At 58.5% G+C, this 19724-nt stretch carries 13 protein-coding genes; 2 read left to right on the forward strand and 11 right to left on the reverse strand.

Annotated elements, in window-relative coordinates; genetic code table 11:
• Nucleotides 1–72: 72 nt before the first annotated feature.
• Together BGIM_RS0134965 and BGIM_RS0134970 are read right to left on the reverse strand one after the other, a co-directional pair.
• Entirely contained in the window at nucleotides 73–3009 is a 2937-nt protein-coding gene (locus BGIM_RS0134965) for a PVC-type heme-binding CxxCH protein (protein ID WP_020474310.1), read from the reverse strand.
• A gap of 114 nt (nucleotides 3010–3123) precedes the next feature.
• Nucleotides 3124–4299 carry a thiolase family protein gene (locus tag BGIM_RS0134970; RefSeq protein WP_020474311.1) on the reverse strand — a complete coding sequence of 392 codons (1176 nt, stop codon included), beginning with the start codon at nucleotides 4297–4299 and terminating at the stop codon, nucleotides 3124–3126.
• Between the two features lie 178 nt (nucleotides 4300–4477).
• Between BGIM_RS0134970 and BGIM_RS0134975 the strand changes: the two genes are divergently transcribed.
• On the forward strand, nucleotides 4478–5887 hold the full coding sequence (locus BGIM_RS0134975; protein ID WP_020474312.1) for a serine/threonine-protein kinase: 1410 nt from the start codon (nucleotides 4478–4480) through the stop codon (nucleotides 5885–5887).
• A 22-nt stretch (nucleotides 5888–5909) separates the two neighbouring features.
• Here the strand turns inward: BGIM_RS0134975 and BGIM_RS0134980 are convergent, their stop codons facing one another.
• From BGIM_RS0134980 to BGIM_RS0135000, 5 genes are all read right to left on the reverse strand, one after another.
• A complete protein-coding gene (locus tag BGIM_RS0134980) occupies nucleotides 5910–8357 on the reverse strand; it encodes a GTPase domain-containing protein (protein WP_020474313.1) in 2448 nt (815 codons plus the stop codon).
• Between the two features lie 272 nt (nucleotides 8358–8629).
• The gene (locus BGIM_RS0134985; protein WP_020474315.1) at nucleotides 8630–9076 is read right to left on the reverse strand and encodes a hypothetical protein; all 447 of its coding nucleotides are present in this window, start codon (nucleotides 9074–9076) and stop codon (nucleotides 8630–8632) included.
• A 47-nt stretch (nucleotides 9077–9123) separates the two neighbouring features.
• On the reverse strand, nucleotides 9124–10077 hold the full coding sequence (locus BGIM_RS53965) for a DUF1559 family PulG-like putative transporter (protein WP_020474316.1): 954 nt from the start codon (nucleotides 10075–10077) through the stop codon (nucleotides 9124–9126).
• A gap of 167 nt (nucleotides 10078–10244) precedes the next feature.
• Nucleotides 10245–11594 carry a DUF1501 domain-containing protein gene (locus BGIM_RS0134995; protein WP_020474317.1) on the reverse strand — a complete coding sequence of 450 codons (1350 nt, stop codon included), beginning with the start codon at nucleotides 11592–11594 and terminating at the stop codon, nucleotides 10245–10247.
• A 79-nt stretch (nucleotides 11595–11673) separates the two neighbouring features.
• A complete protein-coding gene (locus tag BGIM_RS0135000) occupies nucleotides 11674–14091 on the reverse strand; it encodes a DUF1549 and DUF1553 domain-containing protein (RefSeq protein WP_157369656.1) in 2418 nt (805 codons plus the stop codon).
• Between the two features lie 435 nt (nucleotides 14092–14526).
• Between BGIM_RS0135000 and BGIM_RS0135010 the strand changes: the two genes are divergently transcribed.
• Nucleotides 14527–16371: a hypothetical protein gene (locus BGIM_RS0135010; protein ID WP_020474319.1), complete on the forward strand. Its 1845-nt coding sequence runs from the start codon at nucleotides 14527–14529 to the stop codon at nucleotides 16369–16371.
• 88 nt (nucleotides 16372–16459) lie between these two features.
• On the opposite strand, the gene BGIM_RS53970 is transcribed toward BGIM_RS0135010, so the two are convergent.
• The 4 genes from BGIM_RS53970 to BGIM_RS0135030 all read right to left on the reverse strand — a co-directional run bounded on the left by BGIM_RS53970 (nucleotide 16460) and on the right by BGIM_RS0135030 (nucleotide 19484).
• On the reverse strand, nucleotides 16460–16861 hold the full coding sequence (locus tag BGIM_RS53970; RefSeq protein ID WP_020474320.1) for a hypothetical protein: 402 nt from the start codon (nucleotides 16859–16861) through the stop codon (nucleotides 16460–16462).
• A 57-nt stretch (nucleotides 16862–16918) separates the two neighbouring features.
• The gene (locus tag BGIM_RS0135020) at nucleotides 16919–17872 is read right to left on the reverse strand and encodes a DUF1559 domain-containing protein (RefSeq protein WP_020474321.1); all 954 of its coding nucleotides are present in this window, start codon (nucleotides 17870–17872) and stop codon (nucleotides 16919–16921) included.
• 173 nt (nucleotides 17873–18045) lie between these two features.
• Nucleotides 18046–18450, reverse strand: a complete 405-nt coding sequence (locus tag BGIM_RS0135025) for a peptidase associated/transthyretin-like domain-containing protein (protein ID WP_020474322.1) — start codon at nucleotides 18448–18450, stop codon at nucleotides 18046–18048.
• Nucleotides 18451–18512: 62 nt separating this feature from the next.
• A complete protein-coding gene (locus tag BGIM_RS0135030; RefSeq protein WP_020474323.1) occupies nucleotides 18513–19484 on the reverse strand; it encodes a DUF1559 domain-containing protein in 972 nt (323 codons plus the stop codon).
• Nucleotides 19485–19724 lie beyond the last annotated feature (240 nt).

Genomic DNA, 19724 nt, shown 5'->3' on the forward strand with positions numbered 1-19724 from the left:
CCGGCCATGATATCATCGGCTTTTGCCTCGCGTTCCGATTCGGAGGCAAAATTCACCAAGCATGTTTGACAGTCACTTCCCCGGCGAGTCCCGGCCCGGTCCCAGCAGGTATTCAAACAGGTCGGCCAGTTGGGCGGGGGTGATCTGTTTCTCGAATTCCTCCGGCATCAGGGACTTGGTGGTCGCCCTGATTTCGTCGATTTGCGAACGCAGCACCGTGTCCTCGGTGTTTTCCCCGCGTCGGAGTGTCACGCTCGTCGGGGTTTCGACGGCGAGGATTCCCGTGATGGTTCGTCCGGCCGTGGTAGTCACTTTGTAGTTCACAAAACGAGTGTCCACTTCCCGGCTCGGGTCGAGGATGTCGAGGATCAGCGTTTCCCGCGTTTTGTTCCGGAGGGCGGCGGTCAGGTTGGCGCCCACTTCATGGCCTGTGTTTTCCAACCGGTGGCAGGCCGTGCAGTTCTTGCGGAAAATCTCCCGGCCGCGACCGGCATCTCCCTTGAGGGTCAGGGAGGTTTGATATTGGTCGATCACTTTCTTGCGGTCGGCATTTCCGGTGTCAACCAGCAGTTTCCTCGCCCGCTCCCGGATGGCCGGATCGGCATGATCCCGTAGCAGAGCCACCCGGCTGGCGTCCAAGTGAACCGGGAGAATGTTTTTTTTCTCGATGGCGTTGAGCAGCACGGGAAGCCGGTCTTTGCGGGCAGTCAGCGTTTCCAAGATTTCACGGCGAAGCGTTGGCCCGTGGGCCTCCCACCCGGCGAGGATGATCGTCGCCACCTCCGGTTCGGCAAAGGTGTTCAAGGCTTGCACGGCGGCCGATTGCAATTCGCCGGGGTTTTGCGGAGTCAGCAATTTCGCCAGCGGTTCTTTGGCCACATCAAACGGCCCGACGCCCAAGAACCGGACAGCGGCCAATCGCGTTGGCAAAGGAAGTTTCTCGTCGGTCGCATCGTTGGCCCGTTTTGTAAACGCCTCGCGCAATCCGGCGAGCGGTTTTTTCAACTCGGCCGGGGGATTGGCCCAAAGGGTGTTCAGCGGCTGGGCGGTGTTTCGCATACCTTGGCCAAGACCATCCAACAGGACTAATTGATCGGCCGGCCCGAGCCGAGAGATGAGTTTGAAAACATCGGCGATCTTTTTGGTGTCCGACGTGGAACCAACCATCGCCAGTAAGCGAGCCACCAACGGAAGCGTGACGTCTGTCCGGAGAGCGGTCATCAGCTTGGCCACCAATTCGGGGCCGCAATGAGACGCGGAACTGAGGATGGCGGTTTGCATCCACGAATCGATCTTGCCGCTGGTGGCGAGCGCCGTCAGGATGTCGGCCGTCACTTCGGCGGGGAGGCCGCCGGCGGTGAAGGCCAGTTGAAGCCGCACGAACGGGTCTTTGTCACCGACCATCAACACAATGGCGGGCACGTCAATTTCGGCCGGGGGAAAACGCTCGCTGAGCCGCAAGGCATGTTCCCGCACGGCTGGGTCTGGATGGGCGAGGACGGCCCCGACTTGGGCGGGAGTGAGTTCTCCAGTCATGGCGATGGCCCACAACAAGGCCACGGTCGCCGAAGGGGTTGCCCCTGGCAGTTTGGCGACGAGAAGTTTCCCGGCCTCTTTTGGTTTCGTTTCAAACAAGAGCCGGCTGGCGGTGTTTCGCACCCACGCACGGCCATCGGTCAACCCTTCCACGAGTGTTTCTGGTTTGGCGGGATCGAGCGTGATTTTCGCCAACGGTTTCGCGTTCTCCGGGACGATTCGCCAGATCCGGCCCCGGCCCCGGCTTTGGAGTTCTACCTTGGCCTTGATGTCGTCCGGCAGGGAGAGGGGCGTTTCGATCACCTCGCGGTAAAAGTCCAGCACATAGATGGCCCCGTCCGGCCCGGTGGTGAGGCTCACCGGCCGGAACCAGTTGTCGGTGGAGGCCAGAAATTCTTTCCCCTCGTCGGCTCGCGTGGCCTTGTAAAGCGAGCCGTTTTGTTGAAGTCGATCCCGCGAGACAAGGTTGTTGGCCGGGTCGCAAAAAAGCACCGTCTTGCGGACGTCTTCGGGAAACAAGGGGTCGTCATAGTAAAGCGGAGAGCAACCGCTGGTCACGAATCCGCCGGGGACGAGTTCGTTCGGCGGCAATTGCTTTGCCTCGGGGCCGTCCTTGCGGCGAGTGGTGCGTTCGACCCGCCAAGCCTCGAACGGGCTGACACGAAACAACTTGCAGGCCGCTCCGTGTTCGGGAATGTCCGAAACGACTGCCGGGACGATCAGATTGGGATTCCGTTTCAGGTAATGATCCGGCAGAACGATTTGCCGAAGGTGTTGGCTGTTCGTGTTAACGAACCAATGCTGGGCGAGATCGCTGGTGAGGCCATATTGCCCGCCGCCGGAAGTCGGTTCCAGACTGCCGGGAATATCAGGCTTGAATCGGATGCCGCGACCTCGCAGCGTCACTGGCGGCATGGCGGGTTTTTCCGGGCTGGTGATCGTCCCGCCGTTGCTCCCGGCGACGCCGTACACCCAACCATCGGCCGACCATTGCAAGCTGTTGACCATCTGCTGAATGTTGTCCACGCCGAAGCCGGTGTACAACACGCAGGTGGAATCGGCCTTGCCGTCGCCGTCTGTGTCTTCGAGATAAACGATGTCCGGGGCGACCGCGACGAGCAAGCCTTTTTTCCACGGCAACACGCCGGTGGGGAACCGCAGCTTGTCCGCATACACGGTGGCGGTTTCGTAAAGCCCGTCGCCATCTTTGTCTGTCAACAGCCGAATCCGGCCTTCGGTTTGGATGCCGGTTCCCCGGCCGCCGTTGGAATAGCCGATCATTTCGCAGACGAACAATCTTCCCTTTTCATCAAACGCCATCGCCACGGGATCGACCACGTTCGGCTCGACAGCCACCAGCTCGGCCCGGTAGCCCGGCAACATTTGAAACGTCTTGCGTTCCTGTTCCGGCGTCAACGGTTCGATGGCGGCAAGAGGACATGCAAGGAGAAGCAGCAAAACGACGGCACGCATGCACAATTCTCTTTCGTCTAATGACGGGGATCGATGGCCAAGCCCCGTTGCAAACCAAATTTGATTGGTTAGACGTTTAATTTCAACAGATCATCATATCGTTGGCCCATTTTATCAAATCCGTTCGACGATCATGGCGACGGCGTTGCCCCCTCCCAAACAAAGGGCGGCGAGACCGTAGCGAAGTTGCCGGGCGTGGAGGGCGTGAATCAACGTGACCAGAACCCGGGCGCCGCTGGCCCCGATGGGATGGCCGATGGCGATCGCCCCGCCATTGACGTTCACGCGGGTGGCGTCCAAAGTCAATTCCCGGCAACAGGCCAGCATTTGGGCGGCAAAGGCTTCGTTGATCTCGAACAAATCGATGTCGCTTAGTTTCAACCTGGCCTTGCCCAACACCTGCCGAACGGCCGGGACCGGAGCGATGAAAATATCCTTGGGGGCCACGCCGCTGGTGGTGTAAGCCACAATGCGGGCCAGCGGTTTCGTGGGGAGCGTATTGGCTGATCCCGATGAGGCAAGCATCAACGCCGCCGCCCCGTCCGATAGTTGGGAGGCGTTTCCGGCCGTCACCGTCCCGGCGGGGTCGAAGGCGGGTCGCAGTTTGCCGAGGGATTCCATGTTGGAGTCGGCGCGGATTCCTTCATCCCGTGAAACGGTTTTGGCCTTGGCCCCCGTGCCGACGGTCACCGGAAACACTTCGGCCGTGAAGGCTCCGTTCTCCCACGCGGCGGCGGCTCGCCGGTGGCTTTCGACGGAAAACCGGTCCTGATCCTCTCGGTTGACCCCGGAGGACTTCGCCGTGTGTTCGGCGGCCTTGCCCATCGGCCAGTTCTCGAAGGGGCACCACAGGCCGTCCCGAATCAGCGAATCGACGAACGGCACGTCGCCATACTTGAGGCCCGCCCGCGTTCCTTCCACAAGATGCGGGGTTCGGCTCATGCTTTCCATGCCACCGGCCAGCACGATGTTCGCATCCCCGGCCCGGATGGCCTGCGCCCCGAGCATGACCGCCTTTAGACCGGAGCCGCAGACCTTGTTGACCGTGAGAGCGGGGATGGTGTCCGGCAAGCCGCCGAACAAAGCGGCCTGCCGGGCGGGATTCTGCCCGCAACCTGCCTGCACCACATGCCCGAAAATGGCTTCATCCACTTGAGGGGGCGTCACCCCGGCCCGGCGAAGAGTTTCCGGCACAAGGCCCGCCGCCAGCCGAACCGCCTGGACTTCCGCGAGACCGCCGAGAAATTTCCCCACCGGAGTTCGCACGGCTGAAATGATGTAGGCATCCATTGCAAAATCTCCGCAAAAGAGGGTGGTTCGGACAATCGCCCGTTTGTCTATTATTCACACACTGGAAAAGCCCGGGAATTTATTGCGTTGAACGATTATTCGACCTACGGTACGATGAATCGGGATTTAATTAGGCTGACCGAATCTCCCTGTTCCCGCTTCGGAAGTTCGGGTTGTCATGGCACGTTTGCAACAATTTGTCGAATGTCTCGGGGCGTCGCTGTGCGAATACGCAACGGCCGCGCTGGCTCGTCTGGTTCCCTTTGAGACGGCCCTTCTCGAAGTCGCCAAGGCCACTTATCGGAACACCTCCCATCTCAGCCCGGCCGATATTCGCATGGCCATCCGGGAGATTGTCTCCTCCCCGGCCGAAACGGTCGAACTGGCCATTCAGGACGCGATTTACGGCATCCGGCCGGAAGTCCCGGAGGAATTCCGGGAATCTCTTTTGCATTATCTGGAATTGCTCCCCGAAATCGCCCGGCAAGCCTTGCGGCGGCCGGGGGACATGGAAGGCGTCTCTGTCCCGGAACAGTTCCAGATCAAGCGGGCCGAAGATTGGCTGCTGTTTCTGCCGGATCGCTTGCCGAGCTTCCGCCCTGGCGATTTGCCGGCGGGTTTGGATAACTGGCGGGTGGAAACCCTTCGCGGTCTCGGGCCGCATTCCGAGGTTTGGGAAGGCTACGACGACGAGCAACCGGAACTTTCCCCGGCATGCTTGAAATTCGTCAATGATTCCCGTTTGCAAGCTGGTTTCCGCAAATATGAGCCGCTGCTTCGCCGGGTCTTGGACCTTGATGTCTATCAAGGGCTGATCCCTCTTCGCTCGGCCTATTTGCAAAGCCGGCCGCCGTGTCTGGAGTATGTGCAGATTCACGGTTATGATCTCGCCAACCTGATGCACGACGCCCGATGGAGGGGAGACCGGCCCCGGCCCGACCAGGCGGCCACCATTGCCCGAAGACTGGCCCGGATCACCGGGAAGTTGCATCACCTGCCGAAACCGATGATCCATCGGGGCTTGAAGCCCTCCAATGTGCTGCTTTCCCCGACCACTGAGGGAAAGGTTTCTGTCTGGGTGTCTGACATTGGCTGGGGGGAAATTACCGCCCCCTTGGCGAACCAGCACTTGGATGTTTCCCAAGCCCTGCGGCGGTCCCTTCGGGGCAGCCATTCGGCATTATATGCCTCTCCGCAGATGAAAGCGGGCAAGCCTTCGGACCCGCGGGACGATGTCTATGCCATCGGCATGATCTGGTATCAACTGCTCCAGCAAGACCCCACCTGCCGGATGCCGGACGGCATGGCTTGGATTGCTGAATTACGGCGGCACGGCTTCACTGACGGACAGGCCAGTTTGTTGATGTCTTGCCTCTCGGAAAACCCGGATGAACGCCCGTCGGATGGGTTGATTCTTGCCGACATGATCGCAGCGAATTCCAGCCTGTTGCGGCCAAACGACTCCGGCACGATTCGCCTTCAGGGAAGTTCCTACGGCGAAGCCCTCCCGCCGGTCGAGGGGGACAACCGGCCCCGATTGTTCATTCGCCCGTCGGCGATGGACCCGGAAGACGCGATTCAGGATTAGAACCGCTTCGATCAATTACGGTTCAACGCAAACTTGGCAGCATGGCCGGGACAGGTGTGTATTTGCCGTCCAAGATGTCGAGTGTTACCCCATCTTCCATCACTCCCTTGGCGGCCGGTGTTTTCGGATCATGCAGTTTCGGCGGGGCTTTCAGCGACTCAAATTGGTACGTCGGCGTTCGGAACGTGTTCCATGTGAGCTTTTGTTCTGTCCCCCCCGGCTTTTTCACCAGCAATTCAGCAAAAACGATGTCTCCTGCGTCGATCTTCAGAACAGGCTCATTTGTCGTAAACATGAAGACACTTGATTGGCTATCACGCTTCGGTTCTCCATCGCGAGACAGTGTCACTTTTTGTGGCTCGCTTGTTTCTGTTTTCCGGCAGGAAATCACCAAATCCCCGACAGGACGGGCTTCGCCGTTCAAGACAATGTCCGGGATTTTGACGCTCATACGTTTGAATTCAAATTTGAAAGTTTTCTCGCCAAGAAACTCAGCAGTGGATTCCACAATAGTGGGGTTTGTAGGGTCGTACAGTCGGCAGATAAAGTCAGTGAGTTTCTTCCAGTCTTGAACCTCCCGATCAGAGAGAATGTATTCAACCACACCGGGCCACTTCGATGCCAGTTCGGTTGTTTCTCCGCCTGCCGTCGGTTTCAATTTAGTCAGCATCAGGCGTTGACCGTCGCGGATGAGTTCGTCGTTGCTTTTCTTCAATACTCTTTGGAAATCGTGCCTCAATTTGTCCGGCATGTCCGCGAGCGTCCAACGGTTGTAATCTGGGTATTGGTTTTTAAGGTTTCCGTATCGCGTCGCTGCGGTGACAATAACATCTTTGGCCGATGAATTCATTACCGGGGCCAACGGGGCCGTCGCGTCCATATTCCCGAGGAGGCCGAGGGCGGTGGCCATGTCTTGCACATGGGCCAGTCGCAGTTGAAATTTCAGCCAGTCATTTTCCGCGAAGACCACTTCATCAAACACATAAGCGGGGCCAAGCAACGGATCGGCTTTGGGAAACGGCCGGGATTTTTCACCTTCTTCAACTAATTCTTGTCCCTTCCGTTTCCACTCGGGAGAAAGCTCGGTGGTTTCCAAGAGGAGGGCACTGCCCCGGTTTTTCAAGGCTTGGAAGTGGTTGATGAGCGTGTTAACCGCTTCTTTGAGTTGGACGATATCCTTGGTGAGCAGGCGCTCCCGGAGCAGCACGGCATCGGTGCCCACCCATTCGCTGCGGTAGGCGGCCGGAACGCTCGTTTTGTTCAGCCGCTTTTCGATGTCATTCAGTTCGGCGAGACTGTGGCTCTTCGACATCGGCGGCACGGCGTTCAGTTCCTCCAAGAACTTCAAATACGCCTGGCCTTCGTCCAGCCGCAGCCGGACATAGTTTTTTTGAAGTTCGGAAAGTCGGTCAAATTCGGGATCGTTCTGGATGTCTTGAAAGAGCTTGAGCCGCTTGGGCAGAATATCGGCGGCCAGCCGGGCCGGGGCGCCTTGTGCCTCGGAGGCTTGCAGCGTGTCCACCTTGGACGAAAGACCGTGGATGGGGGTGGTGTCGCTCACCGGATTGAGAAACAGGAACGAACCGGACAACGCCAGCGTGCCCAGCAACCCGCTGATTCCAGCCAGAATCCATGACAACAAATTCTTCGATTTCTCCGTGCGATCGCGATATCCGGCGGCGTCTCCGAAAACCTCGTTGAACAACTCGGCGACGCCATAAGGCTCGCGGGGCTGTTCCGGGAAGTCCGTGAGACGAGGACGTTTGACCGCGCACGGACGGACGTGAAAATCGATGCTGCCGAATTTCCAGTAATCATCCGCGTCGGTCGGTTCTTCTTTCAGCACCTCCCGAAAACGATGGGCCGCCTCGTTGCAACGGGCTTCAATGATCCGCTGCCATTCGCCGGAGTTCATGTTCGGCCCGGCGATCTTGTCACATTTGCTCAGAACCAGAAACACCGGCAGCCCGCCGACGCCGTGTTCGTTGGCCCTCTTGGATTCAAAATGCTTCAGAAATCGGGCAAATTCGTGAAAATCCCGATCCTGTAAGTCGTATGGTGCTCCGGCGTCGATGACGAAGACGAGCGAATCCGCCGTGAGGATGGCTTCCGCGAGTTGCTTTGCGTTCTGGCTTTGGTTGATCGAGTTTTTCTTGGTGAGGATATCGTTGACCGCCCGGCCGTCGCAGTCGATCACCACGGCATTCCGGCTCGGATGTTTTGGCCCGGTTCCGGCGATATGAATGGGATAGGAAACGATTTCCTGCTGCGTCTCGCGGGTATGTTCCTCATAAACCTGATGCCGCAGGTTGGCCAGCCCGCCCCCCTCATGAAGATGGCCGCCCAGCGAGCGAGACTGCGTCAACCCGACTTGGGCAAGCGCCCCCAGCAAAGAGCTTTTGCCCGCGTCGGGCATGCCGAAGACGACGATTCGTTGAGAGTTTTCAACATTCGCCATATTGTTGGCCATTGGAATGCTACCCATCCCATGAGGGGATTAATGCTACCAGTAGCCTACAACTATCGGCGATTTTCATCAAAGGAGCAAGCCCACGGCGAGACAGGCAAGCCATCATGGAACTGTCACGAGGCGGAAGCGGAAGCAAGATGAAATCGGAAAAGGGCCGGGGGACAAGTTGAGACGGACGGCAACCAGTAAGGCAACGGAAGAATTTGGATCGCATCGAACCACCGGCGGTCGCAGAGGAATGACGCCGGCCGAATCACCGGAAATTTCCCCCCTCAACGGGAGGCTCCCTTCGCCGGGCGGCTCAATTGGATGTCATATTCTTGGGGACCGGGAACCACGGTATAAGTCAGCGGGGACTTTTTCTCGTCGCTGTAATAGTCGGGAAGGAGAGTATATCTGGCGCCCGTTGGTGTTGCCGCCGCCTTGTCCCCTTTCGTCGGAATCGCTTCCGGCGGCCGGACTTGGGGAGGCAACGGATAGGTTTGCACCGTGATCAACACCTTCCCTTGCGGGGCCTTCAACATCTCATAGGTTCCGTCATCGCGGATCATTGTGGAATCCACGCGGCCATCGGGACCGATGAAGGCAATGGTCCCGAAAGTGATGCGTTCCCCGTCGATGGAGACTGATCCGCGGACCAAAGAGGTGCGGTCATCACCACACCCGATCACGCCGGAGAACAACACCAACAAACCTGATAGTCGAGCCATCGTCTTCATCGGCGGCCTCCGGGAGAATGGCGGGAAGATCACGGACACGAAAAAGATCAAGAATCCGTGTTCGATTCGCCCCCGTTCGGCGTGCAAAGCGACCACCAGACATTCGCGTCGAGACTGGCCCGGAGGAATCGGCTGCTGCCATCTCCCATGCCCACGTTCATGCCGCCGGTATGCAGGCTCTGGGCCAGTCGCGGATTGCACCTTCCTCCATTGGTGTACGGCGTGGGATTGTCCTGAAACTTGGACCCCGCCCCGGTGATGAAGGCGCCAAAAGTGGCCTGCCAGTAGTCCAAGTAGTCCCAACGGGTCCACATGTTCCCGCCGTCGGCGGCGCCAGAGGGATACGAACCGGTGGTGTTGCACAGGCCGATTTTCTCTCCAAACAAAATCGTGGAGGCCGTGCCGTCCGTGAAAGTGGCCGGAATGTTTGGCCGACCCTGCCAGTTGGCAACGTTCCCGGAAACCACGCCGTCACTGACTCCCACGGTGGTTGTTCCCTGAAGATTGCCGAACACGCGGAAATTGCCGCCGTATGATCCTCCGGACCAACCCCAGTTCGGATTGACTTGGACCGCCGAGGGGTCTGTGGGGCAGATATAACCGGCCACTTTTGTCCCTTCAATTCCGCTATTCCGAATATCGGCGCCAGCCAATTTGGTGAATGTGTTGCCGTTCCAGGAGCTTGAGCCTCCGGATGTGGTCGCCTGTTTGAAGACGTTGTCCTGTTCCATGAACGGCAGCAGATGAAAGAACAGGGGGCCGTAATTGCCAGACGTCCCGTTGGAATACCCATACTGCGGGGGCATATTGCCGTAGGTGTCGTTGTGGTTGTGGGCTGCGAGGCCGAATTGCTTGATGTTGTTGGAGCATTTCATCCGGTTGGCAGCCTCACGGATCTTTTGGACCGCCGGCAGCAAGAGGCCAATCAGGATGGCGATGATGGCGATCACCACCAAGAGTTCGATGAGCGTGAATGCCCGCCGAGGAGAATGAAAACGCATGAGAACCTCTGGAGAGAAATGAGAGCTCGTTCCGAAGAACGCTTTTTCACACTACATAGAAAGGACTGCCGTTACAAGAAGACATAGACCGGCGGATGACCTGTTACAAAAAAAGAACCCGCTCAAAATGAGCGGGTTCTGCAAGGATAATGATCGGGTCGGTGATATCAGCCGACCAATTTCTCGATCACACGCCCTTCGCGGAACAGTTGCACCGGCCGGCCGGTCGGAGTTTGCATTTCCGTGTGCGGGTCGATGCCGAGTTGTTGGAAGATCGTCGAAGAGACATCATCCGGGGTGACCGGTTCGGTGGCCGGAGCCATGCCCGAGGCATCCGTCGAGCCGTGAACGTATCCACGCTTGATGCCGCCGCCGGCCAGCACGCAAGCCATCGAACGAGCCCAGTGATCCCGGCCGACGTTCTTGTTGATCTTCGGCGTCCGCCCGAATTCCCCGGCGCACATCACAATCGTGCTGTCCAACATGCCACGTTCGTCGAGATCGCGGATCAGCGTGGAGAGTGTTTGGTCAAGTTGCGGAAGCAGCTTTGTCTTCAGGTTGGTGAAGTTTTGGCCGTGCGTGTCCCAACCGCCGGTGGAGATGGTCACAAATCGCACACCCGCCTCGACCAATCGCCGGGCCGCCAGCGCGCTGGTGGCGAAGGGAGTCGTGCCGTAGGCTTCCCGCGTGGTTTCCTTCTCGGCCGCGAGGTTGAAGGCTTTCTTCGTCTTGTCCGACCGGAGGATGTCGAGGGCTTGCTTGTGGAAGGAATCGAGCCCGTCCACCAAGTTGCCGTTGTTGTCGAGTTCTTTAAAGCCTTGGTCGAAACCGGAGAGCAGTTTGTCCCGGGTTTCCAGTTCTTCGAGGCTGAAGCCCGGCGGCAGTGTGATGCCGCGTACCCGCATGTTGGTCCCGCCCCCCTTGGCGTCACCTTTGCCACCACCGCCCCCTTCGACGCCGAAAGGGTTGTAACCGGTGCCGAGGTAACCGGCCAGCCCGGCCGAGCCATTGCGAAGTTCGGAGAAGCTGACGTAAGGTGGCACGCCCTTTTCCACGCTCAGCATTTTCGCGCAGACCGAACCCATCGACGGGTATTGCAACGCGGCCGATGGTTTGTTGCCGGTGGTCATGAACACCGTGCCCGGCCCGTGGGACGGGATCGTGTGGGCCAGACTGCGAACGAGGCTGATCTTGTCCCCGACCGAAGCCATCTTCGGCAGGCACTCGCTGACCTGCATCCCGGCGGCCTTGGTGTTGATCGATTTGAATTCGCCGCGAATCCCCTCGGGGGCTTCCGGCTTGTTGTCCCACATGTCGATGGTCGCCGGTCCGCCGGAGAGCCACACGAGGATGACGCTCTTGGCCTTCGGCCCCTTGACATCGGCCGCCGTCGTCCGGCTGGCGGCCGTGGCTTCGGAGCGAAGCATGCTGGCCAGCGACAACCCGATGAAACCGGCCGAGCCGATTTGCATGAAGTCGCGGCGGTGGAAACCTTCGCAATCGCGTTTCGTGAACATGGTCGTCGGCCTTTCGGGTTTGAATCAGCTTGTTCGTTTGTTAATATTAATGGTTTTGTGTTCAGAATTTCGTCAGTGATTAGTGATTCAGGATGAACTCGCGGGTGTTAATCAACGCCCACACCACATCGGCGAACGCCTCGGCCCGGTCGGTGTTGGTCAGGCGGTGTTGATAGAAGGTGTCCAACTCCCGAGGCGTCGGGAATCGGCTCATCGCGGCAAGAAACACTTCTTCAAAGATCGCCTCGTCTGATCGCTTGCGATCCTTCAGCAGCAAGTTGAAACGGTTCGCGGGCGATTTCATCTTCTGAAGCAAGGCCGGGTCGGTCATGCGGAAGAGCGTCTGCGGCAAGGCGGGTTCCATCGCCCGTTCACAATCACAAGCCGTCGTCCGGGGTGGACGACCAAAGATGCGGAGAGCATAGGCCACATTGGCGTTGTTGATGCGGCTGGCGCCAATCTCGATCATCCGCTTGCCGGCCGGGGCGTCGTTGCCAAAAGTTTCCGTGGTGCCGATGGCATCATTGACCACATCCACCACCACCTCGGCCAGCATCGGCCTGACGTAGCTGCGGGCGTAATTGTTTTTGTCGAGCCGATTCGTGTCGTTCGGCGTCGAGGAGTTTTGATACGTCCGGCTCATCAAGATCGTCCGTTCCAATCGCCGGATGTCGTACTTGCTTTCGATGAAGTCTTTCGCCAAGGCATCCAACAGACGAGTGTTCGTCGGCGGGTTGGCTTGGGAGAAGTCGTCCACCGGATCGACAATACCGGCCCCGAAGTAATGGCCCCAGACTCGGTTGACAAAACTGCGGGCGAAGAAGGGGTTTTCCGGGGAACGCATCCACTCGAAGAGTTCGCCGCGAAGATCCTTGCCCTTCGCCGGGGTGAATTCCGGCCCGGCGATAGCCTTGGGCTTCAACGGGGCGTTGGTTTCCGGGTGCGTCAGCAGGACGTTCTTGCCACGGGGTTCCGGAGCGATGAACATCTCCCGAATCACCATGACTTGGTTCTTGTTCTTCGCATCAACTTTGCTCGTCCGCTCGGCATTCTCCGCGTCAATCACTTTCTTCACATCGGGCGACGAAAACTGGTTGGCGGCGAAGTTAATGTTGGTGAACAGATTGGCGAAGGCCCGGTAATCGGCCTGCGTCCAGCGGTCGGTCGGGTGTTTGTGGCATTGGGCACATTCGAGACGGACGCCAAGGAAGGCGGCGGCCGTCTTTTCGCTCCATTCGATGCTCGGCACCTGAGCCTGCCGACGCCAGAACATATCCAGCGTCTTCCGGCCGGCATATTCGGACGTGTCGAACTTCTTGCCCTCTTCCTCGATCTTCTTCACATGGGCCAGCCACTCCTCGGGCGTCTTGCCATCCCGGCTGGTGGCCGTCATCACGCCCCGGACGATCTCGTCGTAGGGCATGTTTTGCTCCACGCGGGAGCGGAACCAATCGTGCCACATCTGGCTCTTCAGGTTCTGGGCGGCCCCTTGCGGCTGTTCGAGGGCCAGCGTGTTGTTTCCGGTGATGTCGGAAAACTTGGTGGCCCACAACGCCGCGTGGCGGGAGGTTTTCAGCAGGTCGTCGATCTTGCGGGTTCGCTTGTCCGGCGATTGGTCGGCAAGGAACTGGCGAATCTCGTCAGGCGTGGGGAGACTGCCGGTGGTGTCGATGGTCACCCGCCGCAGAAATTCGGTGTCCCCGGCGAGATCGGACGGCACGACATTGAGCATTTTCAACTTGGCGAACACTTCTTTGTCCACATAATTGACGGCTTCGATCTTCGGGTATTTGAAGCCGGGCTTCATCGGCGTCGGCACCAAGATTCGCAACGAGGCGACTTGGCCGCGATATAGCACCACGAAGCCGGAATCCCCCGGCCGGATGCCGGAGATTTCGCCGAAGGGGGTCACTCGGGCGACCGCGTCGTCCTGCATCCGGAAATCGCAAAACGGCGTAATGTCTTCTTTGGATTCATCGGTGAAGGTGGCGGTCACTTTAATCTGGGCCTTCTGCCCGGCCTTGAGGGACAACATATCTTTCGGGCTGACTTCGATGCCCTTGATCTCCCCGGCTCCCTTGCGCCGGGGCATGCCGTCCTTAATCCATTCCCGCATCACGGCATATTGCCATGAATCGCGGCTGAACTTGATGCCGCCATCATGCTTCATGGCCCCGGTGGCTTTGAGGAGGAGAAGGCTGTTGTCCGGGTCGATGGGATCGGCCCGGCGACCTTGGATGTCGCGGGTGAGGGCGGCGAAGTCCTTGTCCGGGTCCAATCCGAACAGGGAGAGTCGGAAACCGTTCTTGCCTTGGAACGACCCGTGACACGATCCGTTGTTACAACCCGCCTTGCTGAACAGCCCCATCAGGTGCCGCTCGAAATCCACTTGTTGGATTTTGCCGCCGGTCGGCAGGGTGACGGCCCCGAACGCCGCTGGCGAGGCGAAGCCCCAAGCAATCAAGAGAACGGCGGGGGTGAAAAAACGTGCCATCATGAGACGGTCCACGGGAGGGTTTTCGACGGAGGGAGAGACCAAAGCGTTCAGGCGACTGTTGGCGGGTGGGATTTTGGGCAAACCTTAAGCTGTTGCAACACACGAAGATATCGGCCGGGTCCCCAACCCGCAACAACTTTCTGGCACAATTAAGAGGATCGACGCCGGGCAAATTAGGCGGCAGTGCGGCAATTTTTCAGCGATGATTGGCAAACTCAACAATCACATGCCAACTTCAGGAATTTCTGTTGGCCGATTCATGTAAGACGAATCTCCCTTTTCCACAAAGAATTCACGTACGGCAAAAAGATGAACTAAGCTGAATTGTTTCCTTCCCAAAGCCCGACTGGCGGGTTAAGGTAACAAAACCCGATTGTTCCGTGCGACCGGTATTATCCGCACACCCGGCCACCGGTTCTCTCGCCTTGAGATGCCATGAGTTCACCTGCCTCCCTTCTGTCGTCCCTGATTGCCGATTACGCCGTCCCGCCGTCGTTCGTGGACAAAACCTACGGCGAACCGCTGTTCCACACGGACAGCGAGGTGGTCGCCCTGCGCTATGCCCCGGACGACACGCTTTGGACGATGGAAGAAGCCGGCATCCTGCGGCACTGGACGAGCGACGGCCGGTTGATCGACCGGGATTTCCTGAGCGACACCGAGGACGTGTGGGTGTTCAACGCGGACGCCAGTTTGGTCGCGTCCGGCACCAACGAGATCGCCCTCTGGTCCACCGGCAAGGCGAAGGAGTTGGTTCGGCACACCGGCGAATCGTGGGCCAATTGTCTGGCGTTTTCCCCCGTGGCCTCCATCTTGGCCAGTGGCCACGACGACGGCATGGTGAAACTCTGGAAATTGCCCAAGCTGGAATTAATTGCCGAGTTCACCGCGCACAAGGACGCCGTTTCGTCCATCGCGTTCAGCGCGGACGGCCGCGAACTCACGACCGCCGGGGACGATCATCTGATCCACGGTTGGGATCTGACCTCCAAAAAGCAAATCCGCGAGTGGCGTGGCCACACGGACCGTGTTCCGGCGATGGCCTGGCATCCGGCCGGGGAATTTCTCATCAGTGTGGGTTGGGACACGACCGCCCGTGTGTGGGAACCGTCGCGTGACGACGCCACCATGCTGCTCAACGCTCATTCGGATCAAGTGAACACGCTGGCGTTCTCGCCGACCGGTCATTTGCTGGCCTGTTCGGATTCGGACTTCACGATCCACCTGTGGGGCGACCCCCGTCACGCCGCCGCCCACTTCGCCCTTCGGGGGCACACGGACGATATTCGCGCGCTGGCCTTCAATGCCTCCGGCACCCGGCTGGCCTCGGCCGGTGCCGACCGCGTCGTCCACATTTGGGACACGGCCACGGGCCGGCTGGTCGCCGGGCCGAACCCCAGCGCCCGGCACGGCGTGGTGTTGAACGGTCACACCCTCTTCAGCACGGCCGGCAGCCAGCTTCAGGCGTGGAACACTGAGACTTCCCAGCGAGACTGGCCCGCCTCCGTGACCGGCGACGCGAACGAACTTTCGGTCAGCCCGAATGGCAAATGGCTTGTCACCAGCGGGGCGACGCCCGACGCGACGCTTTGGGACATCGCCGCCAAGAAGCCCGCGGCCACGCTGTCGCATACGAAAGGCCCCATCGGGTCGCCGACGTTTTCCGCGAACTCGGAACTGATCGCCACCGCCAGCCGCAGCGACGGCCTGATGTGGCTCTGGAAGGTCGGCGTGCCCGAGGCCATTCTGGTCATCCCGGAAGCCGCCGACAACAGCACGCTGGAAGCCATCGCCTTCCACCCAAACAACAAGTTCGTCGCCATTGGCGGGCTGGACTGGCTTTCGACCTCCGGCACGGACGGGGCCTTGTGCGTGTGGGATTTGGAAGCCCGCGACAAACACCTGACCATCGAAGCCGGGGTGACCGCTCTGGCCTTCGACTATACCGGCCTGTATCTCGCCGCCGGGATTTATAGCCAAAAGGGCGTGTCGGTCGGCGTGTGGAACTTCGACACTCAGGAAAAACTGTTTGAATTGCCGGGGCATCATGACCGCGTCAATGCCGTGGCCTTTAGCCCGGATGGTAGCTGGCTGGTCTCGGCCAGCGACGATTGCACCATCCGCGTGTGGAACGTGCTGACCGGCCGCCTCACGGTCGCCCGTCAATTCGATGCCGCCATCCAAACGCTGGCGTTCAGCCCGGACGGCAAATACCTCTACACCGGCAACGCCAACACGACGGCCTCCCGCCTCTCGATGAAACGATTGCTGGAAGACTAAACAGACAGTAATGAAAAGCGAGGGAACCTGAGAGACCATCTTGTGGATGGTCTCTCAGGTTCCCTCGCTTTTTGCAACCAATGATGTGTCAGGGTTTGGATTTCAATGCAAAGTCAAAAGTCTTTTTGGCCGGGCTCACATCGGCCGTGAGCGTGGATTTGGAGTTGTATGCGGCCGGGACATACGGCTCAATCAACGGTTCGCCCATTGGCCCTTTTTTGCCGGGGACTTCCCGCGAGGCCCGGATCTCCACTTTAGAGGCTCCGGTCCGGGCTTTAAACGAATACTTCCCGTCCTTGATCTTCCCGGCTTCCGCTCCGAATTGCTTGTCCGACGGGATAAAGATGATGTCCCCCTCGGGCAACGGAGCGTCGTCAAAGCTCACCGCTCCCTCCACTTGAACCATGCCCTTTCCCGAGTCATCACAACCTATTGTTGCCGCCATCAAAATGATCGCCATCGCAATGATGGTTTGAATTCGCCAAATCATGCCGCCTCCAGCCAGTGGGTGATTAGTAAACTTGTGCTTTCGGTTCTGTCAAATGGCTCAATCAAGCGTGACGGCTTCCCCGCCGTTGCGACTGCCGAGAGCCTGGAATGTTCCGGCGTTGATCGTGCTTTTCATGAACCGGCAAGAGCCGTCCCCCATCAGGGCGTTGGCGCCGCCAGTGTGATAGCTTCGGGAGTAGAGAGCCTGCGTGCCGTCGTTGCCAATGGTCGTAATCGGGGCCTTGGGGATGGAGACGCCTTGATAGGTTTGCGCGTCCGTCACGGACGTGTTCGGAGGATTGGCCGTACTGAACCAGTTGTTCCCTTCCCATGAGTTGCTGTATCGGCCGCGAAGGTCATTGACTGATGTGTCGCGGGAAACGCAAATTTCACCGGCCATGATCGTGTTCGACAGCCCGTCCGTCACGTCGGCGAAGCGGGTTTGGGACTTGACGTAAAACATCCCGTTGAGATTCTTGCCCGTGGTGCCGTAGGTGGTCGAGCCGGCGCACACCACGTAATTGGTGTGCAATCCCTGCTTCTGAGATGCCGTGGTCCCGTTGGGGTAGGTGACTGTGTTCCCGTCGATTGTGTCCGTTTTGGGGCTGTTCAGGTCGGACGGGCAAACCAGTGATGGAATCAGGGTTTGCTTGTCAGCGCACAGCAAGGCCCACTGGCCGTTGAGGCTTTGCTCGGCCAGATAATTGTTGTAAAGGTTGTTTTGCTCAATGAACGGCAGCAGCGGTTGAACCCAACAGCCGCGAACCCACGGGGTGTCATTGGAATAAAAATCGTTGTATTGTCCGACGGGCAGGGTGCCGTATGTGTCGTGATGGTTATGGAACCCGAGGCCCAATTGCTTCATGTTGTTGGTGCATTTCATCCGATTCGCGGCTTCGCGGATCTTTTGAACAGCGGGCAACAACAGCCCGATCAGGATGGCGATGATCGCAATCACCACCAATAACTCAATGAGCGTGAACGCCCGACGATGTTGCAAACGACGTTTCATCACTTGTCTCCTTGAGACAGAAAGAGGGAAAAATGACATCCGACAACGGACAGGAACAGCCTAAAAATGACATTTGAAAAATGAGACAAAACCAACAGTAATCGCCCCGCCCGGAGATTACAAGAACAATCAGCGATATGCGAATGATTGCCTTCGCCCGCTTGGGATCACAATCACTTCTTGCTCTTCAGATCCAAATTGAATTCATTTGAACCGGGCTTGATCTCCTTGCTCAATTCGGATTTCGTGTTAAACCGCTCGGGAAATAATTCTTCGGTGATCTCAATCTCCTCCAGCTTGCCATCGAAACCCTTTTGCTTCTTGGTTCCGGCCACTCGCTGGGCGCTGAGTTCGACCTTGTATCGCCCCGGCGGGACATTGGCTTTGAACTTGCCGTCCTTGATGACCGCGCCTTCGCGGGCGAGGGCGCCGTCGGACTTCACGAAAGTGATGATTCCGCTTTTCACCGGTTGATCGTCGAAGGTCACCGTGCCCTCGACCGTTCCCTTGTCATCGCCGCAACCGGCGAGCAGGATGAACATTAGCAAACAGAGGGCGGCGCCCGCAAAGCGATTCATGGGAGAGGATTTCCAACGTGAGAAAAAGAGCGGCTCGTTTCCGGACGAAAACGGGCGTTGGATCACTGCGAAATCGGCTCGCCGGCATCCATTGACCCCATCGCCTGCCAGATGCTTGTGGTGATGGTGTTGGAGACAAAACGGATCGAACCGTCGCCATATAACGCATTGACGCCGCCGGTGTGCCGGCTTCTCGCGGTGTTGACTCGCGAAGTGGTGCCGCTGTCGGCGCAAGGCATTTTCGGGTCGTTGTTCGCGACAATTCCGCACAGGGCATTGTCCGGAACGGAGCTGTTGGGGCCGTTGATCGTCATGAAGATATTGGGGCAATGACTCGGGGAGGCCATGTAGGCATCGTGCCAGATGTGGCCCCGGAAGTCCCCCTTTGTCCAGTCACCACCGCCGTTTTGATTGTTGTCCTGTCGGGCCATGATGATCTCGGACATGAGGATCGTGTTTGAAGTGCCGTCCGTGATCTGCGAGATCGCCGTCTGATAAGCCGTGAACTGGTTGCCGGCGGCGTTGGCAATCGACGAACAGCCGAAGATGCCGCGACCCGTTCCGGTGGCCCCGCCGCCGAAGGTGAGATTGCCATAACAAGCAAGGTAATTGCCGCGAGCGGCCGGGTAACCGCTTTGGTCCGTCCACATTCCGCCGGGGCGGTCGCTGGGGCAATAAAGGACGGCCAGCGGCACTTGGGAACAAGCCAGATTCGGCGGGTTGTACCAGTCCGTGGTCATTGTGTAGGAGGACACTAGATTTGCCTGTTCCAGATAAGGCATCACCATCGGAGCCCATGTCTGACGATTGGGGGTTGACGTGGAGAACGCGGGAAGCGCTCCAGTGGTGTCGTTGTAGTTATGCATCGCCAAGCCCCATTGTTTGAGGTTGTTCGAGCATTTCATCCGGTTCGCGGCCTCGCGGATTTTTTGCACCGCCGGCAACAACAGTCCGATCAGGATGGCGATGATCGCAATCACCACCAACAATTCAATGAGCGTGAACCCGCGTCGTTTGGAAGCCACGGAGAGCATGGCACAACTCCTTCATTCAAAGGATAAAAAATGAAATTCGTACGCGCTTGCGATGGAACAGTCACACAAAACATGTGAGAAATGAGACAGATTTAACATTAATCTGACTGACGAACAAACACAAGTAGAAATTTACTCGCAAAAAAATCGAGAGTGTCAACGGGAGCATGGGCTGGCAAATAAATGCAAAATAACGCCGTTGGACAGGCGGCCTCAAGACACCGGATTGGTGTCTTTGGC

The sequence above is a fragment of the Zavarzinella formosa DSM 19928 genome (assembly GCF_000255705.1).
Lineage (GTDB): Bacteria > Planctomycetota > Planctomycetia > Gemmatales > Gemmataceae > Zavarzinella > Zavarzinella formosa.

Coding starts and splice junctions, on each gene's coding strand:
- BGIM_RS0134965 (WP_020474310.1), bottom strand. CDS start 3,009: ATGCGTGCCGTCGTTTTGCTGCTTCTCCTTGCATGTCCTCTTGCCGCC.
- BGIM_RS0134970 (WP_020474311.1), bottom strand. CDS start 4,299: ATGGATGCCTACATCATTTCAGCCGTGCGAACTCCGGTGGGGAAATTT.
- BGIM_RS0134975 (WP_020474312.1), top strand. CDS start 4,478: ATGGCACGTTTGCAACAATTTGTCGAATGTCTCGGGGCGTCGCTGTGC.
- BGIM_RS0134980 (WP_020474313.1), bottom strand. CDS start 8,357: ATGGCCAACAATATGGCGAATGTTGAAAACTCTCAACGAATCGTCGTC.
- BGIM_RS0134985 (WP_020474315.1), bottom strand. CDS start 9,076: ATGAAGACGATGGCTCGACTATCAGGTTTGTTGGTGTTGTTCTCCGGC.
- BGIM_RS53965 (WP_020474316.1), bottom strand. CDS start 10,077: ATGCGTTTTCATTCTCCTCGGCGGGCATTCACGCTCATCGAACTCTTG.
- BGIM_RS0134995 (WP_020474317.1), bottom strand. CDS start 11,594: ATGTTCACGAAACGCGATTGCGAAGGTTTCCACCGCCGCGACTTCATG.
- BGIM_RS0135000 (WP_157369656.1), bottom strand. CDS start 14,091: ATGATGGCACGTTTTTTCACCCCCGCCGTTCTCTTGATTGCTTGGGGC.
- BGIM_RS0135010 (WP_020474319.1), top strand. CDS start 14,527: ATGAGTTCACCTGCCTCCCTTCTGTCGTCCCTGATTGCCGATTACGCC.
- BGIM_RS53970 (WP_020474320.1), bottom strand. CDS start 16,861: ATGATTTGGCGAATTCAAACCATCATTGCGATGGCGATCATTTTGATG.
- BGIM_RS0135020 (WP_020474321.1), bottom strand. CDS start 17,872: ATGAAACGTCGTTTGCAACATCGTCGGGCGTTCACGCTCATTGAGTTA.
- BGIM_RS0135025 (WP_020474322.1), bottom strand. CDS start 18,450: ATGAATCGCTTTGCGGGCGCCGCCCTCTGTTTGCTAATGTTCATCCTG.
- BGIM_RS0135030 (WP_020474323.1), bottom strand. CDS start 19,484: ATGCTCTCCGTGGCTTCCAAACGACGCGGGTTCACGCTCATTGAATTG.